A 20,535-nucleotide genomic window follows, 5' to 3' on the forward strand; every position below is an offset into this window, starting at 1 on the left:
GCTACCTTAATGACCGGTGGCAGTCCAGCCGCGCGGGGCTGGCACTTCGCCACGACTCAAGGCATGCTAGCCGCCCTTTGGGCGTCCGGCTTATAGTGCACGTCGCGCCAGTCCAGCCAAATCGCAGGATCACAGCTTGTCCAATGTCACTCCGCCAGCTTCTGTGAGCAGCACCCCACCGGCGCCCGGCTCGTCCCTGCGCGGTACATTAAAGGGTGCGCTGGCGACGCTCGTGCTTTTATTGCTGGCGTTGCTGTTCTGGCAACTGCTCGATCAACTGCGCGAAACCCAGAAAAACCAGCGTCAGTACACCATCGATTACACCGCCGACCTCGCCGCGCAGGTCAGCCTGAACATGGCGCTGAACGCGCAAATCGCCCTCAATCTGCTACCGATCGTCGAACAACCGCAATCAGCCGACGAACAGCAGGTGCTATTGCGCAAGCTCCAGCAATCCTTGCCTGACCTGCGCAGCCTGGCCCTGCTCACCCCTTCCGGCAAAATCATCAGCGACAGTGACGACAACAGCCACGACGCCAGCTACCTCACCGAACTGGTACGCCGCAGCCGTGCACAGGCGCATTACTTCAGCAACGCCGACGACGGTTCTGTGGTGCATCTGTTATTGCATCAGGCCAGCGGCAGCACGCGCGGTTATTGGGCATTGCGCCTGACTCCGACGTTCTTCGACTCGCTGACCAAACAGGGCGAAACCGGCATCCGCCCGTTGTGGCTGGTGGAAAACCGCCTCAATCATCAGATCATCAGCCGTGACGAAGCGCAGCCCTCGGCCAAGGCTGGCGTCTTGAGTCCGGACGACATGGCCAACACGGTGTTGACCGTGCCGCTGAGCAGCAGCGACTGGCAGTTGCGTGGTCTGTTTGACCGCCAGCGCGTGCTCGAAGAACTGCTGCCGGCGTTCATCGGCAAATGCCTGCTGGGCCTGGCGTTCTCGATGTTGCCGGTGATTGCCCTGCTCAACATGCGCCGGCGCCAGCGCCAGTTGCATGAGGGTCGCCGGCGTTATCAGGACATCTTCGAAGGCACTGGCGTGGCCCTCTGTGTGCTGGACCTGTCCGGTCTGAAGCAGGTCTTCGACAAGGCGCAGATCCAGACCAGCGACCAGCTCAAGGCCTGGCTCGACCAACCGGCGCAGCGCCAGCAACTGTTGCAGGAATTGCGCGTCACCGAGGTCAACCAGGTCGCGCTGCAACTGCTTAACGTCAACTCCTGCGAGCACGCCTGGCAGCTGTTGATCGACGGCCATCCGCACCGCCAGTGCGCCATCGGCAATCAAGTGCTCGACGCCGTGTTGCAGCAACAAAAGCAGCTGGAACTGGAAATCAAATTGCCGGACATCAACGGCCGCGACCAGCACCTGTGGATGGTGTTGCGTCTGCCGACCGAGCAGCACGACTACAAAGCGGTGATCCTCAGCATCAACGACATCACCAGCCGCAAGCTGATCGAACTGTCGCTGCTCGAACGCGAAGGCTTCTGGTCGGACGTGGTGCGCACCGTGCCGGATCATCTGTATGTGCAGGACGTGATCAGCCAGCGGATGATTTTCAGCAACCACCACCTCGGTCAGACCCTCGGCTACAACCGCACCGAATTGCACCAGATGGGTGAGTATTTCTGGGAGATCCTGCTGCACCCGGAAGATGCCGACTACTACCATCGCTCGCGGCAGATGCAGCGCCACGCCGGTTACAGTCAGTTGCTCCAGTGCCAGTTGCGTTTCCGCCATCGCGACGGCAAATGGCGGCGTTTCGATATTCGCGAACAGGCACTGGCACGGGACAAACACGATCAGGTCACGCGGATCATCGGCGTGGCCAAGGACATCACCGAACAGATCGAAGCCAGCGAATCCCTGCGCGACAGCGAGCAGCGCTACCGCATGCTCGCCGAAAGCATCAGCGACGTGATTTTCTCCACCGACAGTAAGCTCTCGCTGAACTACGTCAGCCCGTCGGTGCAGGCCGTGCTGGGTTATGACGCGGAGTGGATTTTCCAGAATGGCTGGCAATCGACCATCGCCAACCCGCAACAACTGAGCGGCATCTACACGCTGATGGATCGCGTCAGCAAGGCGCTGGACAAACCCGAGCAACTGGCGGTGTTGCGCAACCAGGTACAGACGCAATTGTTCCTGTTCGACTGCCTGCGCGCCGATGGCCGCAAGATCCCGATCGAGCTGCGTCTGGTGCTGGTGTGGGATGAACATGGCGCGTTCGAAGGCGTACTCGGTGTCGGTCGCGACATCAGTCAGCAGCGCCGCGCCGAGAAAGACCTGCGCATGGCCGCCACGGTTTTCGAACACTCGACCTCGGCGATCCTGATCACCGACCCGGCCGGTTACATCGTGCAAGCCAACGAAGCCTTTAGTCGCGTCAGCGGTTACGCCGTGAGCGAAGTGCTCGACCAATTGCCGAACATGCTCACCGTTGATGAGCAACAGGACGCGCACCTGCGCTACGTGCTCAAACAATTGCATCAGCACAGCACCTGGGAAGGCGAAGTCTGGCTCAAGCGCCGTAACGGCGAGCATTACCCGGCGTGGGTCGGCATCACCGCGGTGCTCGACGACGAAGGCGATCTGGCCAGTTACGTGTGCTTCTTCAGCGATATCAGCGAACGCAAGGCCAGCGAGCAGCGGATTCACCGCCTCGCCTACTACGACGCCCTGACCCACTTGCCGAACCGCACGCTGTTCCAGGATCGTCTGCACACCGCGCTGCAATCGGCCGAGCGGCAGAAGTCGTGGGTGGTGCTGATGTTCCTCGACCTCGACCGTTTCAAACCGATCAACGACTCCCTCGGTCACGCCGCCGGCGACCGCATGTTGAAAGACATGGCCACGCGCCTGTTGGCCTGCGTCGACGATGACGACACCGTGGCGCGCATGGGCGGCGACGAATTCACACTGCTGCTGCAACATCGCTCCAGCCGCGAACTGGCGCTGAACCGGGCGATTCATGTGGCCGAGCAGATCCTCGGCAGCCTGGTGCGGCCATTCGTGCTCGAAGGCCGCGAGTTCTTCGTCACCGCCAGTATCGGCATCGCCCTGAGTCCACAGGACGGCAACGAACTCAGCCAGTTGATGAAGAACGCCGACACCGCGATGTACCACGCCAAGGAGCGCGGCAAGAACAACTTCCAGTTCTATCAGGCCGACATGAACGCCAGTGCGCTGGAGCGTCTGGAACTGGAAAGCGATTTGCGCCACGCCTTGGAACAGAACGAATTCGTCCTGTATTACCAACCGCAATTCAGCGGTGACGGCAAACGCCTGACCGGCGCCGAAGCGCTGTTGCGCTGGCGCCATCCGCGCCGTGGCCTGGTGCCGCCGGGGGATTTCATTCCGGTGCTGGAAGAGCTGGGTCTGGTGGTGGACGTCGGCGACTGGGTGATCAGCGAGGCGTGCCGTCAGCTGAAGACCTGGCACCAGAATCGTGTGCGTGTGCCGAAGGTGTCGGTGAACATCTCGGCGCGGCAATTTTCCGATGGCCAACTCGGCACGCGGATCGCCACAATCCTGCGTGAAACCGGCCTGCCACCGGCGTGTCTGGAGCTGGAGCTGACCGAAAGTATCCTGATGCGCGAAGTCAGCGAAGCGATGCAGATTCTCGCCGGGCTGAAAAACCTTGGCCTGAGCATTGCGGTCGACGACTTCGGCACCGGTTACTCATCGCTGAACTACCTAAAACAATTCCCGATCGACGTGTTGAAGATTGACCGCACCTTTGTCGATGGTTTGCCGTCCGGTGAGCAGGACGCGCAGATCGCCCGGGCGATCATCGCCATGGCGCATAGCCTGAATCTGGCGGTGATCGCCGAGGGCGTGGAAACCCATGAGCAACTGGACTTCTTGCGTGAGCATGGTTGCGATGAGGTTCAGGGGTATCTGTTCGGCCGACCGATGCCGGCGGGGCGGTTTGAGGCGCAGTTCAGTAATGATGCACTGTTCATGTTCGACTGAAGATCTGCGGCGCGCCCTTCGCGAGCAGGCTCGCTCCCACAAGGGATTGATGTCGATCACAAGTTTTAAGCTCACCTCGGATACTGTAGGAGTGAGCCTGCTCGCGATTGGGCCGGCAGAAACACCACTGATCCGCGCATGAACGCCACTTGTCTGCGACATGATGTCGTTTCATATGCCATCCAAAACCCATTGGGTTAGAATGCCCCCCTTTTCTGCCCCCGATCCTTGAGGACCGCCATGTTCAGCCGTGATTTGACTATTGCCAAGTACGACGCCGACCTTTTTGCCGCCATGGAGCAAGAAGCTCAGCGCCAGGAAGAACACATTGAGCTGATCGCTTCGGAAAACTACACCAGCCCAGCGGTGATGGAAGCTCAAGGCTCGGTCCTGACCAACAAGTACGCTGAAGGCTACCCAGGCAAGCGTTACTACGGTGGTTGCGAGTACGTTGACGTTGTTGAGCAACTGGCCATCGACCGCGCCAAGGAACTGTTCGGCGCCGATTACGCCAACGTTCAGCCGCACGCCGGTTCGCAAGCCAACGCTGCCGTTTACCTGGCCCTGCTGCAAGGTGGCGACACCATTCTGGGCATGAGCCTGGCCCACGGTGGTCACCTGACCCACGGCGCCAGCGTTTCCTCCTCCGGCAAGCTGTACAACGCCGTACAGTACGGCATCGACGCCAACGGCCTGATCGACTACGACGAAGTCGAGCGTCTGGCGGTTGAGCACAAGCCGAAAATGATCGTGGCCGGTTTCTCTGCCTACTCGCAGATTCTCGACTTCCCACGCTTCCGCGCCATCGCCGACAAAGTCGGTGCTTACCTGTTCGTCGACATGGCTCACGTAGCCGGTCTGGTTGCCGCTGGCGTTTACCCGAACCCGGTGCCTTTCGCTGACGTCGTGACCACCACCACGCACAAGACCCTGCGCGGTCCACGTGGCGGCCTGATCCTGGCTCGCGCCAACGCCGAGATCGAGAAGAAGCTGAACTCCGCGGTATTCCCGGGCGCCCAAGGTGGCCCGCTGGAGCACGTGATCGCCGCTAAAGCGATCTGCTTCAAGGAAGCGCTGCAGCCTGAGTTCAAGGCCTACCAGGAACAAGTGGTGCTGAACGCCCAGGCCATGGCCGAAGTGTTCATCGAGCGCGGTTTCGACGTAGTGTCGGGCGGTACCAAGAACCACCTGTTCCTGCTGTCGCTGATCAAGCAGGACATCTCCGGTAAAGACGCCGACGCCGCGCTGGGCAAAGCGTTCATCACCGTGAACAAGAACTCCGTGCCAAACGATCCACGCTCGCCGTTCGTCACGTCCGGCCTGCGCTTCGGTACTCCGGCTGTGACCACTCGTGGCTTCAAGCAAGCCGAGTGCAAAGAGCTGGCTGGCTGGATCTGCGACATCCTGGCTGACCTGAACAACGAAGCGGTGATCGACGCCGTTCGTGAGAAAGTCAAAGCCATCTGCAAGAAACTGCCGGTATACGGCGCTTAATTGCGACGTTAAACCCGCAGCATGAAAAACCGGCCAAGTGATTGGCCGGTTTTTTTTCGCCCCTGATTTCCCGTGTAGGAGCTGCCGAAGGCTGCGATCCTTTGATCTGGATCTTAAAAACAAGATCAAAAGATCGCAGCCTTCGGCAGCTCCTACGCGGATATGGCCACTGGTCAGACCGGTCATGCCAATTTTGATATTTTCACTTGTCATCGCGAAAAAACCGAGCGTAGACTGCACCCGCACTGGACATACCGGTAAGACCACAATAATTAAGTCCTGAATCTGATGCGTTCAAGCGCACGGCAGCCAGGACACCGACCAGGATTCCTCCCATGCTCAGATGGTGCTCGCGTTCAATCTTCCTCCAAGTGGTTCTCGGACTGATGCTCGGCATCGTCTGCGGGCTGACCCTTCCTGAATACTCGGCCCAGCTCAAACCGCTCGGCGACGGTTTCATCAAACTGATCAAGATGCTCATCGGCCTCATCGTGTTCTGCGTGGTGGTCAGCGGCATCAGCGGTGCCGGCGATCTGAAGAAGGTCGGGCGCATCGGCCTCAAATCGGTGATCTACTTCGAAGTCCTGACCACCATCGCGCTGGTGATCGGCCTGGTCTTCGCCTTCAGCACCGGCATCGGCAGCGGCGCGAATATCCATCTCGAGCAACTGTCTGCGGCCGACATGGGCGATATCGCCGAACGCGGCCAGCACATGCACACCACCACGCAGTTCCTGATGGACCTGATCCCAACCTCGGTGATCGGCGCCTTCGCCGACAACAACATCCTGCAAGTTCTGCTGTTTTCGGTGCTGTTCGGCAGCGCGTTGAATCTGGTCGGTGAAGCGGCCTCCGGGATCTCCCGACTGATCAACGAACTCAGCCATGTGATCTTCCGCATCATGGGCATGATCGTGCGTCTGGCACCGATCGGCGTGTTCGGCGCCATAGCCTTCACCACCAGCAAATACGGCCTCGATTCGCTGCAGCACCTGGGCAGTCTGGTCGGCTTGTTCTACCTGACCTGCATCGCATTCGTCAGCGTGATTCTCGGTCTGGTGATGCGTGCTTCCGGCCTGCGCATGTGGCCGCTGTTGAAGTATCTGCGTGAAGAACTGCTGATCGTCATGGGCACGGCATCGTCCGACGCCGTGCTGCCACAGATCATGCGCAAACTCGAACACCTCGGCATTGGCAGCTCGACCGTGGGTCTGGTGATTCCGACCGGCTACTCGTTCAACCTCGACGGTTTCTCGATCTACCTGACTTTGGCCATTGTGTTCATTGCCAACGCCACCGGCACGCCGCTGGCCATGACCGATTTGCTGACGATTCTGCTGGTATCGCTGATCACCTCGAAAGGAGCCCACGGGATTCCCGGTTCGGCACTGGTGATTCTCGCAGCGACGCTGACCGCGATCCCGGCTATTCCGGTGGTCGGTCTGGTGTTGGTGTTGGCGGTGGACTGGTTCATGGGCATCGGCCGGGCACTCACCAATCTCATCGGCAACTGCGTCGCTACTGTCGCCATCGCCCGCTGGGAAAAGGACATCGATGTCCAACGCGCCAACAAAGTACTCAGCGGCCAGCAGGGCTACACCTTTCAGCCGCGTAAAGCAGCAACTCCGGCGCACCAGCAGGAGTTCTGATTTCAACCCTGCAGGCGCTGCCGCAAGCGGCGATCTTTTGATCGAATTTGCGGCGGCCCTCGCAGGCACATGGAGCAAGACAAGTGATTACCACATCAACCGTCGTCAACTCAGTCGTAGAAAAACTCCGCGCCGCATTGGCCCGTGGGCAGTGGCGCTCCGGCGACATGCTGCCGGGTCAGCGCGAACTGGCCGAACAACTGGGTATCAGCCGCCCGAGCCTGCGTGAAGCGGTGATCGTCCTGGAAACCCTTGGCCTCGTACGCTCGATGCCAGGCAAAGGCGTAGTCGTACTCGACGCGCAACTCAGCGACAGCCAAAGCCATGACAGTGCAGTCGCCGGCGCCAGCCTCGAAGACGTGCTGCAACTGCGCTACACCCTTGAGCCGTTCATTGTCGGTCTGGTCGCACAATCGATCAGCAGCAAGGAAGTCGGCCAGTTGCGCCTGACCCTGATGGACATGCGCGAAGCCCTCGAAGCCGGCGACAGTGAGGCCGGGGTCAGCGCCTACATCGCCTTCCACGAAGAGCTGTTCACCCTGACCTCGAATCCGATCTTCCAGAGTGTGGTGCAGCAAACCAGCAACGCACTCAAGCAGAGTGCCGAGGTGCTGCGCAATTCCCCTGAACATCTGGCGGAACGCCTGGAAGAAAACGAAGCCGTAGTCCGCGCGATCCGCAGCAAGAACAGCGCCCAGGCCAGCGCCGAAATGCGTCGGCATATTCTGCGCGAAGGCCAGCGCATGGGCATTGAGCTGAATATTCCGGAAGACAACTTGAGTCGCTGATCCAATGGGAGACCGGTCATGAACAGTTTCGCCTCACCGTCGCCAACCCGATCGACTACTGCCCCCCTGCCCTTCTCCCGCCTGCGCACACCGGCGGAGGATCTGTATCCGCGACTGTTCGATGCGATTCTGGAACAGCGCATCGATTCGGCCAGCCGTTTTACCGAGGACAGTTTGAAAGAGATGTTCGGCGCCAGTCGCGCCGATGTGCGCCGGGTGCTGACCCAACTGTCCCATGAGCACGTCATTGTCTTGCGCGCCAATCACCGGCCGCGGGTGGCGGCACCTGATCGGGAACAAACGCGGCAGGCCCTGCATGCGCGGCGACTGACCGAGAGCACGCTGGTGCGTCTGGCCTGTCAGCGTCCGCAGGCAGACGATTTGAAGCACCTTCGCACGCTGATCGAGCGCGAACGTCAAGCGGTCGAGCAGGATCGGCGGGGTGCGGCGATTCGCTTGTCCGGGGAGTTTCATCTGCAATTAGCACAAATGGCGGGGAATGCACCACTGGCGCATTTTCTTGGCAGTCTGGTGCCGCTGACGTCACTGGCGATTGCGCGAAGTGAGGGCCAGACGCATAGCTGTTGCGCTTGGAAGGAGCATTTGGCGTTGCTGGAAGCAGTAGAGCGAGGCGATGCTTCCAAGGCCGGGATGCTGATGAATCGGCATTTGGATCTTCTTGAACAGGCACTGCTCGGTTCAGACCTTGAGCATTGTGCTGTCGGTTAGATAGCTATCGCGAGCAGGCTCGCTCCCACAGTTGACCGCATTTCTTTGGACAGAATACGGTCTCCTGTGGGAGCGAGCTTGCTCGCGAAGAGGCCATCACTGACAACCAAGATCCATCAGGCAGAAGCCACTCTGGCAAACCCCGCCCGAATCTTCTCTTCCGGCAAATCATCGGCAATAAACACAATCACACTTTCCCGCGCCTCACCCTCGGCCCATTCGGTATCCCAGTCAAAACCATAAAGCTTCAACACCCCCTGAAACACCAGGCGCCGATCCTCACCCGCGATGTTCAGCACACCTTTGTAACGCAGCAATTGCTTGCCGTATTCTTCCAGCAATTCATTCATGAACTCGCTGAGCTGATCGATATCCAGCGGCTGATCGGTGCGCAATACCAGACTGGAAATGCGATCAATCGACGGCGCCTTGCTCACCGGACGCAGGCTCAATCCGCCGCCGAGATCGGCGTTGAGGTTGAAGCCGCGCACATCAAGAAGTTCTGCCAGATCAATGGTGCCGTGCTCGACTACACGAATCGGCGCCCGGCGGTTGATCCGTGTCAGCCGTTCGCTCAGCGCGTTGAACGTGGCTTCGTCGACCAGATCGGTCTTGCTCACCAACAAGCGGTCGGCAAAACCGATCTGCGCCTGGGCGATGGTCTGGGTCAGGTGTACGTCGGCGTGGGCGGCATCGACCAGGGTGATGATGCCGTCGAGCAGGTAGCGCTCGCGCAATTCCTCATCGATGAAAAAGGTCTGCGCCACGGGTGCCGGATCGGCCAGGCCGGTGCACTCGATGACCAGACGATCGAACGCGATCTCACCGCTGTCCAGCCGTTCAAGCAGCAGGTACAGCGCTTTGGTCAGGTCTGTGTGAATGGTGCAGCACACGCAGCCGTTGGCCAGGGTCATGACTTGCACCGGTTCGTCACCGAGCAACTGAGTGTCGATGCCAGCGTCGCTGAATTCGTTTTCAATCACGGCGATTTTCAGGCCGTGCTCGGCTTTGAGGATATGGCGCAGCAAGGTGGTCTTACCGGCGCCGAGGAAACCGCTGAGTACCGTGACCGGGATGGGAGAGGACAAAACTCGATCTCCTTCAAATGAATGAACAACACAAAAACAAATGTGGGAGCGAGCTTGCTCGCGAAAGCGGTGTGCCAGTCAAATTATTCATCAACTGACATTCCGTATTCGCGAGCAGGCTCGCTCCCACAGGGATTACCTCAACCTTGCGCTGTCAGCTCAACAGCACTTCGGCCCACCCTTGCCACCGTAACGGGCTTCCTGACGTTCGCGAAAGAACATCTCGTAGCTCATCACCGGTTTGTCCGGGTGCTTGGTTTGCATATGCTCGACGTAGGTGTCGTAGTCGGGCATGCCGACCATCAGACGCGCGGCCTGACCGAGGTATTTACCGAGGCGACTCAGGTCATTGAACATGGTGCAATCCTCTGGTTACGCATCCGGCAGGGCCTGGAATGGCGATTCTTTATCCGTACGCTCTTTCTTGCCCCAGGCGGCGATGCCGACCTTCAGCGCATAGAACAGGATGCTGAAGACCACGAACAGGAACAGCGCGGTAAGCGTTGCGTTGGTATAAGCGTTGAAGATCACGTGCTGCATCTGCTCGACGCTTTTTGCGGGTGCCAGCACCTGACCATTGGCCAGCGCATCGCTGTATTTCTTGGCCAGCGACAGGAAACCGATCGCCGGGTTGGCATCGAACAGTTTGATGAAACCGGCAGTCGTGGTGCAGATCAACAGCCAGGTGGCTGGCAGCAGGGTGACCCAGATGTAGCGCTGGCGCTTCATTTTGATCAGCACCACGGTGCCGAGCATCAGCGCGATACCGGCCAGCATCTGGTTGGAGATACCGAACAATGGCCACAAGGTATTGATGCCGCCCAACGGATCGATCACGCCTTGGTACAGCAACCAGCCCCACATCGCCACACAACCGGCGGTGGCGATCAGGTTGGCAGTCCACGACTCGGTGCGTCTCAGCGCCGGCACGAAAGAACCGAGCAGATCCTGCAGCATGAAGCGCCCGGCACGGGTGCCGGCGTCCACAGCCGTCAGGATGAACAGCGCTTCGAACAGAATCGCGAAGTGGTACCAGAACGCCATGGTGTTTTCACCCGGCAGGACACTGTGCAGGATCTGCGCGATACCGACCGCCAGGGTCGGCGCACCGCCGGCACGGGCCAGAATGGTGGTTTCACCAATGTCATGCGCCACGGCTTGCAGCGCTTCCGGCGTGATCGCGAAGCCCCAGCTGGAAACCACTTGCGCAACCGATGCGACATCACTGCCGACCACAGCAGCCGGGCTGTTCATGGCGAAGTACACGCCAGGCTCGATCACCGAAGCGGCAACCATGGCCATGATTGCCACGAACGATTCCATCAGCATGCCGCCGTAGCCGATATAACGGGCGTTGGTTTCGTTATCCAGCAACTTCGGCGTGGTGCCCGAAGAAATCAGTGCGTGGAAACCCGATACCGCGCCGCAGGCGATGGTGATGAACAGGAACGGGAACAGACCGCCCTTCCACACCGGGCCAGTGCCGTCGACGAACTGGGTCAGCGCCGGCATTTTCAGCTCGGGCATGGTGATCAGAATACCGATCGCCAGGGCGACGATGGTGCCGATTTTCAGGAACGTCGACAGATAGTCGCGCGGTGCCAGAATCAGCCAAACCGGCAGCGATGCAGCGACGAAACCGTAACCGACCAGCATCCAGGTAATCTGCACGCCGGTGAAGGTGAAGGCCTTGGCCCACACCGGATCAGCGGCAATCTGCCCACCGAGCCAGATCGACCCGAGCAGCAGCAACACGCCGACCACGGAGATTTCGCCGATGCGGCCCGGGCGGATGTAGCGCATGTAAATGCCCATGAACATCGCGATCGGGATGGTCGCCATTACGGTGAAGATGCCCCACGGGCTCTCGGCCAATGCTTTAACCACGATCAGCGCCAGCACCGCGAGGATGATGATCATGATCAGGAAGCAGCCGAACAGGGCGATGGTGCCGGGCACGCGGCCCATTTCTTCACGCACCATGTCGCCCAGGGAACGGCCGTTGCGCCGGGTCGACATGAACAACACCATGAAGTCCTGCACCGCGCCCGCCAGCACCACGCCGGCAATCAGCCAGAGCGTGCCGGGCAAGTAGCCCATCTGCGCGGCCAGCACCGGGCCGACCAAAGGTCCGGCGCCCGCGATCGCGGCGAAGTGGTGACCGAAAAGAATGTGTTTGTTGGTCGGCACATAGTCCAGACCGTCGTTGTTGAGCACGGCGGGGGTTGCCCGACGCGGGTCCAGTTGCATCACATTGTTGGCGATGAACAGACTGTAGTAACGGTACGCAACCAGATAAATGGCCACAGCGGCGACCACGATCCACAAGGCGTTGATTGCCTCGCCGCGGCGCAATGCCACTACGCCAAGGGCGCACGCTCCTACGATTGCCAGCACTAGCCAGGGTAAGTGGCGTAGCAGGCTATTATTATTTTTCATTTTATTATTCCAGCCAGGGTGGACAAGAAAGACAGCCACCCCGAGTTTAGCGCTTACGGCGCCAAAGGCCATACCCCGACGTTGGTCTAGACGCTTTAGCGATTGGCTGGCGCCCGCATTCGCGGTCTATAGTCAGCGAACCTTCATGAGGATTGCGCCATGAGCGAGCACCCAGCTGAGCGTCGCCGCTTCAAACGTATCGCGTTCGATGCCAAGACTGAATTGAGTCAGGGCGAGTACATCTGGCCGGTCAAATTGATTGATCTGTCGCTCAAGGGTCTGTTGATCGATAAACCCGAGCCGTGGCTAGGTGATCGGGAGCGGCATTTTCTGGTCGATATTCATCTCAACGATGAGGTCGGCATCAAGATGGAGGTGCAACTGACCCACGACGACCATGGCCAGCTCGGCTTCGTCTGCAAGCACATCAGCCTGGAGTCCATCGAACGCCTGCGGCGCTTGATTGAGTTCAACCTGGGTGACCCGCAGGAGCTGGAACGCGAACTGGGTGCCTTGATCGAAATCTAGCCATCACTGCAAATCCCCTGTGGCAGCGAGCGTGCTCGCGAAGACGGTGTGTCATTGAGCAATGATGCCGACTGACAAGGCCCCTTCGCGAGCAGGCTCGCTCGCACAGGTTCGGAGTTCACTCAAACAATGCGTCGAGGGCCTGTTCGAGGCGGGTCACGGCGATGATCTGCAAACCCGGAGGCGATTCCTTCGGCGCATTGCCCTTCGGCACGATCGCCCGCTTGAAGCCATGCTTGGCCGCCTCCTTCAGACGCTCCTGCCCACTCGGCACCGGGCGCACTTCACCCGACAACCCGACCTCACCGAACACCAGCAGATCATGCGGCAACGGCCGGTTGCGCAAGCTCGACATGACCGCCGCCATCAACGCCAGATCCGATGCTGTCTCCAACACCTTTACCCCACCGACCACGTTAAGGAACACGTCCTGATCATGGGTCGGAATGCCGCCATGGCGATGCAAAACTGCGAGCAACATCGCCAAACGGTTTTGATCCAGCCCCAGCGTCACCCGACGCGGATTGGCCAGATGGCTGTCATCAACCAGCGCCTGCACTTCCACCAGCATCGGCCGCGTGCCTTCCCACGTGGCCATGACCACGCTGCCGGGGACTTCTTCCTGCGCACGAGTGAGAAAAATCGCCGAAGGGTTGGAGACTTCTTTCAACCCCTTGTCGGTCATGCCGAACACACCGAGTTCGTTGACCGCACCGAAACGGTTTTTCACCGCACGCAGCAAACGCAAACGCCCATCGGACTCGCCTTCGAAATACAGCACAGTGTCTACCATGTGCTCCAAGACGCGAGGACCGGCCAGCGCGCCCTCCTTGGTCACGTGGCCGACGAGAAAAATCGCCGTGCCGCTCTGTTTTGCATAACGCACCAGCAGCGCCGCGCTCTCACGTACCTGGGAAACACCGCCGGGGGCCGATTGCAGCTGTTCGGTGAAGATCGTCTGGATCGAGTCGATCACCATCACCTTGGGCTTTTCCTGACGGGCGGTGGCGATGATGGTTTCGATGCAGGTTTCGGTCATTACCCGCAGTTGATCCTGCGGTAAGCCGAGGCGCCGGGCACGCATGGCCACTTGCTGTTGGGATTCTTCGCCGGTGACGTAGAGAGCCGGCATGCTTTTGGCCAGGTTGCACAATGTCTGCAACAGAATGGTCGATTTGCCGATACCCGGATCACCGCCGATCAGCACCACAGAGCCGTCGACCAGACCGCCACCGAGGACCCGGTCCAGCTCACCGGACGCTGTGGAAAAGCGCGGAATTTCTTCGATGCTGACTTCGGCCAGGGTCTTGATCTGCGCCTGCTGCCCGGCCCAGCCGGTGCGGCCGGTCGGTGCCGTGGCGCCGCCGCTTTCGATCATGGTCTCGGTCAGGGTGTTCCAGGCGCCGCACTCGCCGCACTGGCCCGCCCACTTGGGAAAGGTTGCGCCGCACTCGGTGCAACCGTACATGCGCTTGGCCTTGGCCATCAGAACCCCCGACAAAAACCGCGATGATAACGCACGTACCGCCGATCAGCGCGGCGCCGCACTACGGATTTCGCCACTGGCCAGACGCGCGGCGCTATTACCCAACGGATCTTCGGCATTCAGGTCCGCGCCCTTGGCCTTCAGCGCATCGAGCAATTCCAGACGCTTGAACAATCCGGCGTACATGGCTGCCGTCTGCCCGGCGCCATTGCGCTGATCGGGGCTGCAATCGGTGGCCATCAAGCGTCGGGCGATCTGTACTTCACCTTTGAAAATCGCCCCCATCAGCGCGGTGTTGCCACGTTGATCCTGGGCACAGGCATCGGCGCCGGCTGCAAGTAAACGCTCCACGGCCGGAGCCTGACCGTGATAGGCCGCCAGAATCAGCGCGGTGTAACCCTTGCTGTCGCGGGTGTCGAGGGAATAGCCGGACTCGATGAACGTGTCGAGCATCGGCACATCACCGCGTCGGGCCGCATCGAAGTAATAGTCGCGCAGTTGCGCCTGGATTGCCTCGGGACTCTGCTCGACCGGTGCCGCCCATGCCGCGAACGACAGGCAACCGGCCAAGAATAAAAGACAGCTTCGCATCAGCATTCTCCTTTAACGGAACGGGGCCTGACTCAGGCCCCGCGTGCGCTGCATCGGTATCAGTCGACCAGTTTCGCTGCCAGCGCCTTGACCCGACTCAGGTCGCCTTTGGCCACTTCAGTGACGCCAGTGCCATATTCCGGATCGGCCTTATAAAGGAAGGACAGGATGATGTGCTTGCTCTCATCATCGGTGGTTGCCAGCGAGCCGCCGAAGCTGTCGATCAAGTCCCGGCGTTCTTGCTTGCTGAACGAGCGATACAGATCGCCGGCCTGCTTGAAGTTCTGCTCACGCTGGATTTTCGCCTGCTGGGTGCTGCCCGATAGCGCCGATTGGCTGTAACGCGCGCTTGGTGTCTCGTCACGAGGTTGCAGTCGGCTTGGCTGGTAGTTCACACCGCTGTTGCTGGCACCGAAGTTCATTGCGCCATCCTGATTGCCATTGTTCACGGCAACTTTCGGCGCATTGATCGGCAATTGCAGGGCATTAGCACCCAGGCGATACATTTGCGTATCGGCATAGGAGAACACTCGACCTTGTAACAAACGGTCTTCGGAAGGTTCGATACCTGGAACTACATTGGCTGGCGCCATGGCCACTTGTTCGGTTTCCTGGAAGACATTCGCCGGATTACGGTTCAACACCATTTGTCCAACTTTTCGCTCAGGAATACCTGGCCAGATCTTGGTAGCGTCTAATGGATCAAATTCAAACTTGGACAAATCTTGTGGTTTCAGCACTTGAATGTACAAGTCCCATTTCGGGAAGTTACCTTTATTAATGTTGCTCACCAGGTCATTGGTCATATGACTGTAGTCTTGACCCTGGACGTTCGCGACTTGTTTTGGCGTGAGGTTATTAAGTCCCTGCAAGCTCTTCCAGTGAAACTTGACGTAGTGGACTTCACCCTTGGCGTTAATCAACTTGTAAGCATGAACACCATTACCGTCCATTTCTCGATAACTGGCCGGCGTTCCCGAGTTCGAATACAACTCGGTCAGGGTACGGGTGGCTTCCGGTACATGGGAGAAGAAGTCGAATCGGCGCGAATCGTCATCTAGGTTAGTCCGAGGGTCCGGTTTGAACGCATGCACCATGTCCGGAAACTTGATCGCGTCACGGATGAAAAAGGTCGGGAAATTGTTGCCGACCAGGTCCCAGTTGCCGTCGGCCGTGTAGAACTTGGTGGCGAAACCTCGTGGATCGCGCAGGGTTTCCGGCGAGTGATTACCGTGCACCACCGCAGAGAAGCGTACGAACACCGGTGTGCTCTGGCCAGCAGCAAACACTTTGGCCTTGCTCAGGTCGCTGAGATCGTTGGTGACCGTGAACGTGCCATGGGCGCCAGTGCCGCGGGCGTGAACCACGCGCTCGGGAATGCGCTCGCGATCGAAGCGCTGCAGCTTCTGAATCAACTGTACATCCTGCAGCAGCACCGGGCCGCTGGCACCGGCGGTCTGCGAGTTCTGATTGTCGCCGACGGCGGCACCGTTATCGCGGGTCAGGGGCGCGGCGTTAACCGAAAAGGTCAACAGGCTGGCGGTGAGTACACCGAGGGTGCGGCGACGGGGAAAAGCCCCCAGTCCAAGTGCGGAATTCATATCAGGATCCTCTGGTTGTTTTGGGGCGCATCCAGATGCGCCAACCCAAGGCTAGAGGCCTGCGGCGTTGAACATAAATAGAAAGAACGTAACACCATGATTGAGAAAATTGGCTTTCCGATCAGCGAGTTACCGTATATTTCGCGCGCGATTGATGGCACTTTGCAAACTAATCGCCAATTGATGTGTCGATAAAAACGGGCATTGTAAGAAGGTGTTTCGCGCAGGACGCGTTTTGCTGATTTACACTGCGTACACCAAACTCATCTGTAACAAGGAAATAACTATGGGCGTGCTTAGCGAGTTCAAGGCCTTCGCGGTCAAAGGCAATGTGGTCGACATGGCCGTTGGTATCATCATCGGTGCTGCCTTCGGCAAGATTGTTTCGTCATTTGTCGGTGACGTCATCATGCCGCCAATCGGCCTGTTGATCGGTGGGGTGGACTTCAGTGATCTGGCCGTCACGCTCAAGGCCGCCGAGGGCAATGCGCCTGCAGTGGTAATGGCCTACGGCAAATTCCTGCAGACCATTCTGGACTTCGTGATCGTCGCGTTCGCCATTTTCATGGGTGTCAAAGCGATCAACCGCCTCAAACGCGAAGAAGCCGTGGCCCCTACCCTGCCACCGGTTCCGACCAAGGAAGAAGAGTTGCTGGGCGAGATCCGCGACTTGCTCAAGGCCCAGAACACCCGGCCCTGAATGCTGTGCACGATAGAAACAACGGCGCCTTCGAGGCGCCGTTTGTTTACCAGTAATTTTCCACAGCCACCTGACCGGGCCGGCGGGTCAGGCTGAGGCTCATGTGGCGTTTTTTCAGCAGCGCGCGGGTGTCATCGATCATCTGTGGATTGCCGCACAGCATGACGCGCGAGTGCTCCGCCGACAGCGCCACACCCGCGACGCGCTCCAGTTCACCATTTTCAATCAGGGTAGTGATGCGCCCGTGCAATGCGTCAGGATGCGCTTCACGCGTCACCGTCGTGATGAACTGCAATTTGTGCGCATGTTCGCTGAGGTATTCACGCTGCGTGAGTCCGGCAATCAACGCCTGATAGGCCAACTCCCGCGCCTCGCGCACGCTGTACACCAGAATGATTCGCTCGAATTTTTCCCAGACTTCGAAGTCCTGCAAAATCGACAGAAACGGCGCTACCCCGGTGCCTGTGGATAACAGCCACAGATCGCGACCGTCGACGAAACGGTCCAGCGTCAGGTAGCCGAAAGCCTGGCGATCCACCAGCAAGGTGTCGCCGACCTGCAGCCGACTCAGCTCACTGGTGAACTCCCCGCCCGGCACGACAATGGAAAAGAACTCAAGAAACTCGTCAAAAGGCGACGACACCATCGAATAGGCACGCCACACAATGCTGCCATCGGCTTTGGCCACACCGAGCCTGGCAAACTGCCCGGCGCGGAAACGGAACCCTGCATCCCGACTGGTACGCAAGGTAAACAGGCTTGGGGTCAAGGGTTGAACATCAAGCAATGTCTGCGTGGTGTATTTCTCGGCACTGGCGGTCATGAGGCACTCCATTGAACGATTGCTGCCAGTGTCGCGCATATTGGTCGCCTTAAACACCGACGATGAGTAATGGCATTCAGCTATTCACCTACATGAATAGAAACTCAACTCATCAAGAAACCTTAAATGTAAAACTGAAAGTTAGGATGACGACCTGAATACTAAACGCCGTCATTCGCTAAGAACTTTTTATAAAAACATTCCCACCATCAATATCGAAAAAATTTAATGCCCCTTGTATGAAACGTCCTACACTCCGTTGCGTGCCGGATCTTTTGGATCCATTTTGCGCCCCCCCCAGCAATACCAATGGAGACTCTGTAATGGAAACGTGGAAGGAGTCGCAGTTAAAGCAACTGACTTTCGCCAGAGATATAGACGCTGCTTATACGATTCTGTTGAGATTCGCCGAAAACCTGGGCTTTAATTTTTGTGCCATTTCGGTTACTTCACCCAATCGGGAACTACGTCTTGATCCCTTGCAAATCAACAACTACCCCAAAGAATGGAACGCACAATATGATCAGAAACATTACAGTAAAATCGACCCACTAATAGCACACTGCAATCACTCAATGATGCCCATCGTCTGGAGCGAGTCGGTATTTTCAGAAAAGCCTCAGCTTTGGCAGGGTTTGCAGCAATATGGACTGCAATATGGCTGGTCACAGTCGTTCCACCATGAGCAAAGCGGTTTGTGCAGCATTATCAGCTTGGCGCGCAAGCATTGCCCCATCAGTCCTCTGGAGTTGTATGAACATTTTGGTTATATGTTCTACGCCACCAGTCACCTGAGTGAACTGTTCGCCAGGACGCTGCCGCCCCAATCTCTCAAGCCCCGCCAACCGCACCTGTCGCCCCGCGAACTGGAGGTTCTGCAATTATCAGCCGGCGGCAAGACCGCTTATGAGATTTCGAAAATCCTCAGCCTGAGCGAACGCACCGTGAACTACCACGTGCAGAACGTCATCGAGAAACTCAACGTCTGCAACAAGATTTCCGCTGTCATCGCGGCCGCCAGAGCCGGCATCATCTAATCAAGCAGTCTTGCGTCCCCTATAAAACGTGCAGGTAATAACCAAGAAAAAAACGTACCATTCGCGACCCTCCTGAGTGATGACGTGAACGTTCGGCGTTGCAGTACACTCGGTCGGTGCCGCAGCACAATGTCAGGGCTGTGGAACACCCCGTTGATTACCCTGAGTTCCCGCCCCATGCCTTTGCTTGATACGCCCTTTGCCCAACTCGACCTGATCCGCCAGCCCGAACAGCAGAACGAACCGCTGCAAGCCTTCGATGCCGCTGACGAATACCTGCTCAACCATCTGGCGGCGCAGCAACCGGCGGCGGACACGCACGTATTGGTGCTCAACGACAGCTTCGGGGCCTTGGCTGCCAGTTTGTCAGGCAAGGTCAGGGTCAGTAGCAGCGGTGACTCATTCCTCGGTTTCCAGGGGTTGGAAAAAAACCTGCTGCGCAATGGTCAGGCATTCGACGCTGTTCGCGGGATCCCCGCCAGCGAGCCATTGGTCGGACCGTTTGATCGGGTGCTGATCCGCGTGCCGAAAACCCTTGCACTGCTGGAAGAACAACTGATCCGTTTACAGGGGCAACTCGCGCCCGGCGCTGAAGTCGTCGCAGCGGCCATGGTCAAACACCTGCCACGCGCCGCCGGTGATCTGCTTGAACGCTACATTGGTCCGGTGCAAGCCTCGCTGGCGGTGAAAAAGGCTCGCTTGTTGATCGCCACGCCTGAAGCAAAAGCCCCGGCCGTCTCGCCCTACCCGTCACGCTATCGCCTCGACGAGCCACCGATCGAGTTGCTCAACCACGCCAACGTGTTCTGTCGCGAAGGCCTGGACATCGGCACGCGTGCGTTCCTGCCGCATCTGCCGAAAAATCTGGGGAGCGCCCGAGTCGCCGATCTGGGCTGTGGCAACGGTGTACTGGCAATCGCGAGTGCTCTGCAAAACCCTGATGCGCAGTACACGCTGGTCGACGAGTCGTACATGGCGGTGCAATCGGCTAGCGAAAACTGGCGCGCAGCGCTGGGCGACCGCGAAGTGATCGTGCGAGCCGGCGACGGCCTGGCCGGACAGGAAGCGCAGTCGCTGGACGTGGTGCTGTGCAATCCGCCGTTCCATCAGCAGCAAGTGGTGGGCGATTTCCTCGCCTGGCGCATGTTCCAGCAGGCGCGCGAAGCGCTGGTAGTGGGTGGCGCGCTGTACATCGTCGGCAACCGTCATCTGGGTTACCACAGCAAACTGGCGCGGCTGTTCCGCGGCGTCGAGCAAGTGGCCGCCACGCCAAAGTTCGTCATTCTCAAAGCGCGCAAGTAAACCTCAAGGCAAAAAAAACCCTCCGTGAGGAGGGTTGCAAAACCGTACCCGAAGGCGCCGGGACGGGATGATTCAGTGCGTGGTCAGGCCTGCCGCGTTCATGAACAGGCGCATCAGGCTGGCGGCGATAAACAGCACGCCGACGCTACCGACCCAGATCAAGGCCAACCAGCCGAGCCGCTGCCACAGCGGTTTTTTTTCGGCTTCTTCAATATCGTGCAGGGAATGTTTGCCGGTCATTGTTTCGATCCTCAGTAAGATCGATGGCGCCGTTGCCGACGCCATCGCGAGCAGG

17 protein-coding genes are annotated in these 20,535 nt (G+C 58.8%); 9 read left to right on the plus strand and 8 right to left on the minus strand.

Going from position 1 to position 20,535, the window contains the following annotated elements:
• The first annotated feature begins 136 nt into the window (after window positions 1–136).
• The 5 genes from morA to CLU80_RS09150 all read left to right on the plus strand — a co-directional run bounded on the left by morA (window position 137) and on the right by CLU80_RS09150 (window position 8,645).
• Window positions 137–3,985 (plus strand): cyclic di-GMP receptor MorA, encoded by a 3,849-nt coding sequence (gene morA, locus CLU80_RS09130; protein WP_093434777.1) that lies wholly within the window; start codon window positions 137–139, stop codon window positions 3,983–3,985.
• A gap of 240 nt (window positions 3,986–4,225) precedes the next feature.
• Window positions 4,226–5,479: a serine hydroxymethyltransferase gene (glyA, locus tag CLU80_RS09135; RefSeq protein WP_093434775.1), complete on the plus strand. Its 1,254-nt coding sequence runs from the start codon at window positions 4,226–4,228 to the stop codon at window positions 5,477–5,479.
• Between the two features lie 335 nt (window positions 5,480–5,814).
• The gene (locus CLU80_RS09140) at window positions 5,815–7,128 is read left to right on the plus strand and encodes a C4-dicarboxylate transporter DctA (protein ID WP_064118745.1); all 1,314 of its coding nucleotides are present in this window, start codon (window positions 5,815–5,817) and stop codon (window positions 7,126–7,128) included.
• Window positions 7,129–7,211: 83 nt separating this feature from the next.
• Window positions 7,212–7,916 carry a FadR/GntR family transcriptional regulator gene (locus tag CLU80_RS09145; protein ID WP_034153832.1) on the plus strand — a complete coding sequence of 235 codons (705 nt, stop codon included), beginning with the start codon at window positions 7,212–7,214 and terminating at the stop codon, window positions 7,914–7,916.
• 18 nt (window positions 7,917–7,934) lie between these two features.
• On the plus strand, window positions 7,935–8,645 hold the full coding sequence (locus CLU80_RS09150; RefSeq protein ID WP_093434769.1) for a GntR family transcriptional regulator: 711 nt from the start codon (window positions 7,935–7,937) through the stop codon (window positions 8,643–8,645).
• 116 nt (window positions 8,646–8,761) lie between these two features.
• Here CLU80_RS09150 and yjiA read toward each other — a convergent pair whose 3' ends face one another.
• From yjiA to CLU80_RS09165, 3 genes are all read right to left on the minus strand, one after another.
• Window positions 8,762–9,733: a GTPase gene (yjiA, locus tag CLU80_RS09155; protein WP_099757231.1), complete on the minus strand. Its 972-nt coding sequence runs from the start codon at window positions 9,731–9,733 to the stop codon at window positions 8,762–8,764.
• A gap of 159 nt (window positions 9,734–9,892) precedes the next feature.
• Window positions 9,893–10,090 (minus strand): YbdD/YjiX family protein, encoded by a 198-nt coding sequence (locus CLU80_RS09160; protein ID WP_003228401.1) that lies wholly within the window; start codon window positions 10,088–10,090, stop codon window positions 9,893–9,895.
• 15 nt (window positions 10,091–10,105) lie between these two features.
• Window positions 10,106–12,172 carry a carbon starvation CstA family protein gene (locus tag CLU80_RS09165; protein WP_093434763.1) on the minus strand — a complete coding sequence of 689 codons (2,067 nt, stop codon included), beginning with the start codon at window positions 12,170–12,172 and terminating at the stop codon, window positions 10,106–10,108.
• Window positions 12,173–12,331: 159 nt separating this feature from the next.
• Between CLU80_RS09165 and CLU80_RS09170 the strand changes: the two genes are divergently transcribed.
• The gene (locus CLU80_RS09170; RefSeq protein ID WP_093434760.1) at window positions 12,332–12,700 is read left to right on the plus strand and encodes a PilZ domain-containing protein; all 369 of its coding nucleotides are present in this window, start codon (window positions 12,332–12,334) and stop codon (window positions 12,698–12,700) included.
• A 118-nt stretch (window positions 12,701–12,818) separates the two neighbouring features.
• On the opposite strand, the gene radA is transcribed toward CLU80_RS09170, so the two are convergent.
• The 3 genes from radA to katB are packed head-to-tail and all read right to left on the minus strand — an operon-like array spanning window position 12,819 to window position 16,378.
• A complete protein-coding gene (radA, locus tag CLU80_RS09180; protein WP_007909773.1) occupies window positions 12,819–14,186 on the minus strand; it encodes a DNA repair protein RadA in 1,368 nt (455 codons plus the stop codon).
• A 45-nt stretch (window positions 14,187–14,231) separates the two neighbouring features.
• A complete protein-coding gene (locus CLU80_RS09185; protein WP_093434757.1) occupies window positions 14,232–14,777 on the minus strand; it encodes an ankyrin repeat domain-containing protein in 546 nt (181 codons plus the stop codon).
• A gap of 59 nt (window positions 14,778–14,836) precedes the next feature.
• A complete protein-coding gene (katB, locus tag CLU80_RS09190) occupies window positions 14,837–16,378 on the minus strand; it encodes a catalase KatB (RefSeq protein ID WP_093434754.1) in 1,542 nt (513 codons plus the stop codon).
• Between the two features lie 286 nt (window positions 16,379–16,664).
• Here katB and mscL point away from each other — a divergent pair, with 286 nt between their 5' ends.
• Window positions 16,665–17,078, plus strand: a complete 414-nt coding sequence (mscL, locus tag CLU80_RS09195; RefSeq protein WP_093434751.1) for a large-conductance mechanosensitive channel protein MscL — start codon at window positions 16,665–16,667, stop codon at window positions 17,076–17,078.
• A gap of 46 nt (window positions 17,079–17,124) precedes the next feature.
• Here the strand turns inward: mscL and CLU80_RS09200 are convergent, their stop codons facing one another.
• Window positions 17,125–17,901 carry a ferredoxin--NADP reductase gene (locus CLU80_RS09200; protein WP_099757232.1) on the minus strand — a complete coding sequence of 259 codons (777 nt, stop codon included), beginning with the start codon at window positions 17,899–17,901 and terminating at the stop codon, window positions 17,125–17,127.
• Window positions 17,902–18,224: 323 nt separating this feature from the next.
• Between CLU80_RS09200 and CLU80_RS30180 the strand changes: the two genes are divergently transcribed.
• Both CLU80_RS30180 and CLU80_RS09215 read left to right on the plus strand, forming a co-directional pair.
• Window positions 18,225–18,938, plus strand: coding sequence for an autoinducer binding domain-containing protein (locus tag CLU80_RS30180; RefSeq protein ID WP_177413114.1), 714 nt, complete (start codon window positions 18,225–18,227; stop codon window positions 18,936–18,938).
• Window positions 18,939–19,115: 177 nt separating this feature from the next.
• Window positions 19,116–20,240, plus strand: a complete 1,125-nt coding sequence (locus CLU80_RS09215) for a methyltransferase (RefSeq protein ID WP_099757234.1) — start codon at window positions 19,116–19,118, stop codon at window positions 20,238–20,240.
• 72 nt (window positions 20,241–20,312) lie between these two features.
• On the opposite strand, the gene CLU80_RS09220 is transcribed toward CLU80_RS09215, so the two are convergent.
• Complete coding sequence (locus CLU80_RS09220; protein WP_095048725.1) at window positions 20,313–20,480, minus strand: DUF2474 domain-containing protein; 168 nt, start codon at window positions 20,478–20,480, stop codon at window positions 20,313–20,315.
• Window positions 20,481–20,535: the final 55 nt, after the last annotated feature.

Source organism: Pseudomonas sp. 29 (genome assembly GCF_002754355.1).
Taxonomy (GTDB): Bacteria; Pseudomonadota; Gammaproteobacteria; order Pseudomonadales; family Pseudomonadaceae; genus Aquipseudomonas; species Aquipseudomonas neuropathica.

Coding starts and splice junctions, on each gene's coding strand:
- CLU80_RS09160 (WP_003228401.1), bottom strand. CDS start 10,090: ATGTTCAATGACCTGAGTCGCCTCGGTAAATACCTCGGTCAGGCCGCG.
- CLU80_RS09185 (WP_093434757.1), bottom strand. CDS start 14,777: ATGCGAAGCTGTCTTTTATTCTTGGCCGGTTGCCTGTCGTTCGCGGCA.
- CLU80_RS30180 (WP_177413114.1), top strand. CDS start 18,225: ATGGAAACGTGGAAGGAGTCGCAGTTAAAGCAACTGACTTTCGCCAGA.
- radA (WP_007909773.1), bottom strand. CDS start 14,186: ATGGCCAAGGCCAAGCGCATGTACGGTTGCACCGAGTGCGGCGCAACC.
- CLU80_RS09140 (WP_064118745.1), top strand. CDS start 5,815: ATGCTCAGATGGTGCTCGCGTTCAATCTTCCTCCAAGTGGTTCTCGGA.
- CLU80_RS09215 (WP_099757234.1), top strand. CDS start 19,116: ATGCCTTTGCTTGATACGCCCTTTGCCCAACTCGACCTGATCCGCCAG.
- CLU80_RS09165 (WP_093434763.1), bottom strand. CDS start 12,172: ATGAAAAATAATAATAGCCTGCTACGCCACTTACCCTGGCTAGTGCTG.
- katB (WP_093434754.1), bottom strand. CDS start 16,378: ATGAATTCCGCACTTGGACTGGGGGCTTTTCCCCGTCGCCGCACCCTC.
- mscL (WP_093434751.1), top strand. CDS start 16,665: ATGGGCGTGCTTAGCGAGTTCAAGGCCTTCGCGGTCAAAGGCAATGTG.
- CLU80_RS09150 (WP_093434769.1), top strand. CDS start 7,935: ATGAACAGTTTCGCCTCACCGTCGCCAACCCGATCGACTACTGCCCCC.
- CLU80_RS09220 (WP_095048725.1), bottom strand. CDS start 20,480: ATGACCGGCAAACATTCCCTGCACGATATTGAAGAAGCCGAAAAAAAA.
- CLU80_RS09200 (WP_099757232.1), bottom strand. CDS start 17,901: ATGACCGCCAGTGCCGAGAAATACACCACGCAGACATTGCTTGATGTT.
- CLU80_RS09170 (WP_093434760.1), top strand. CDS start 12,332: ATGAGCGAGCACCCAGCTGAGCGTCGCCGCTTCAAACGTATCGCGTTC.
- glyA (WP_093434775.1), top strand. CDS start 4,226: ATGTTCAGCCGTGATTTGACTATTGCCAAGTACGACGCCGACCTTTTT.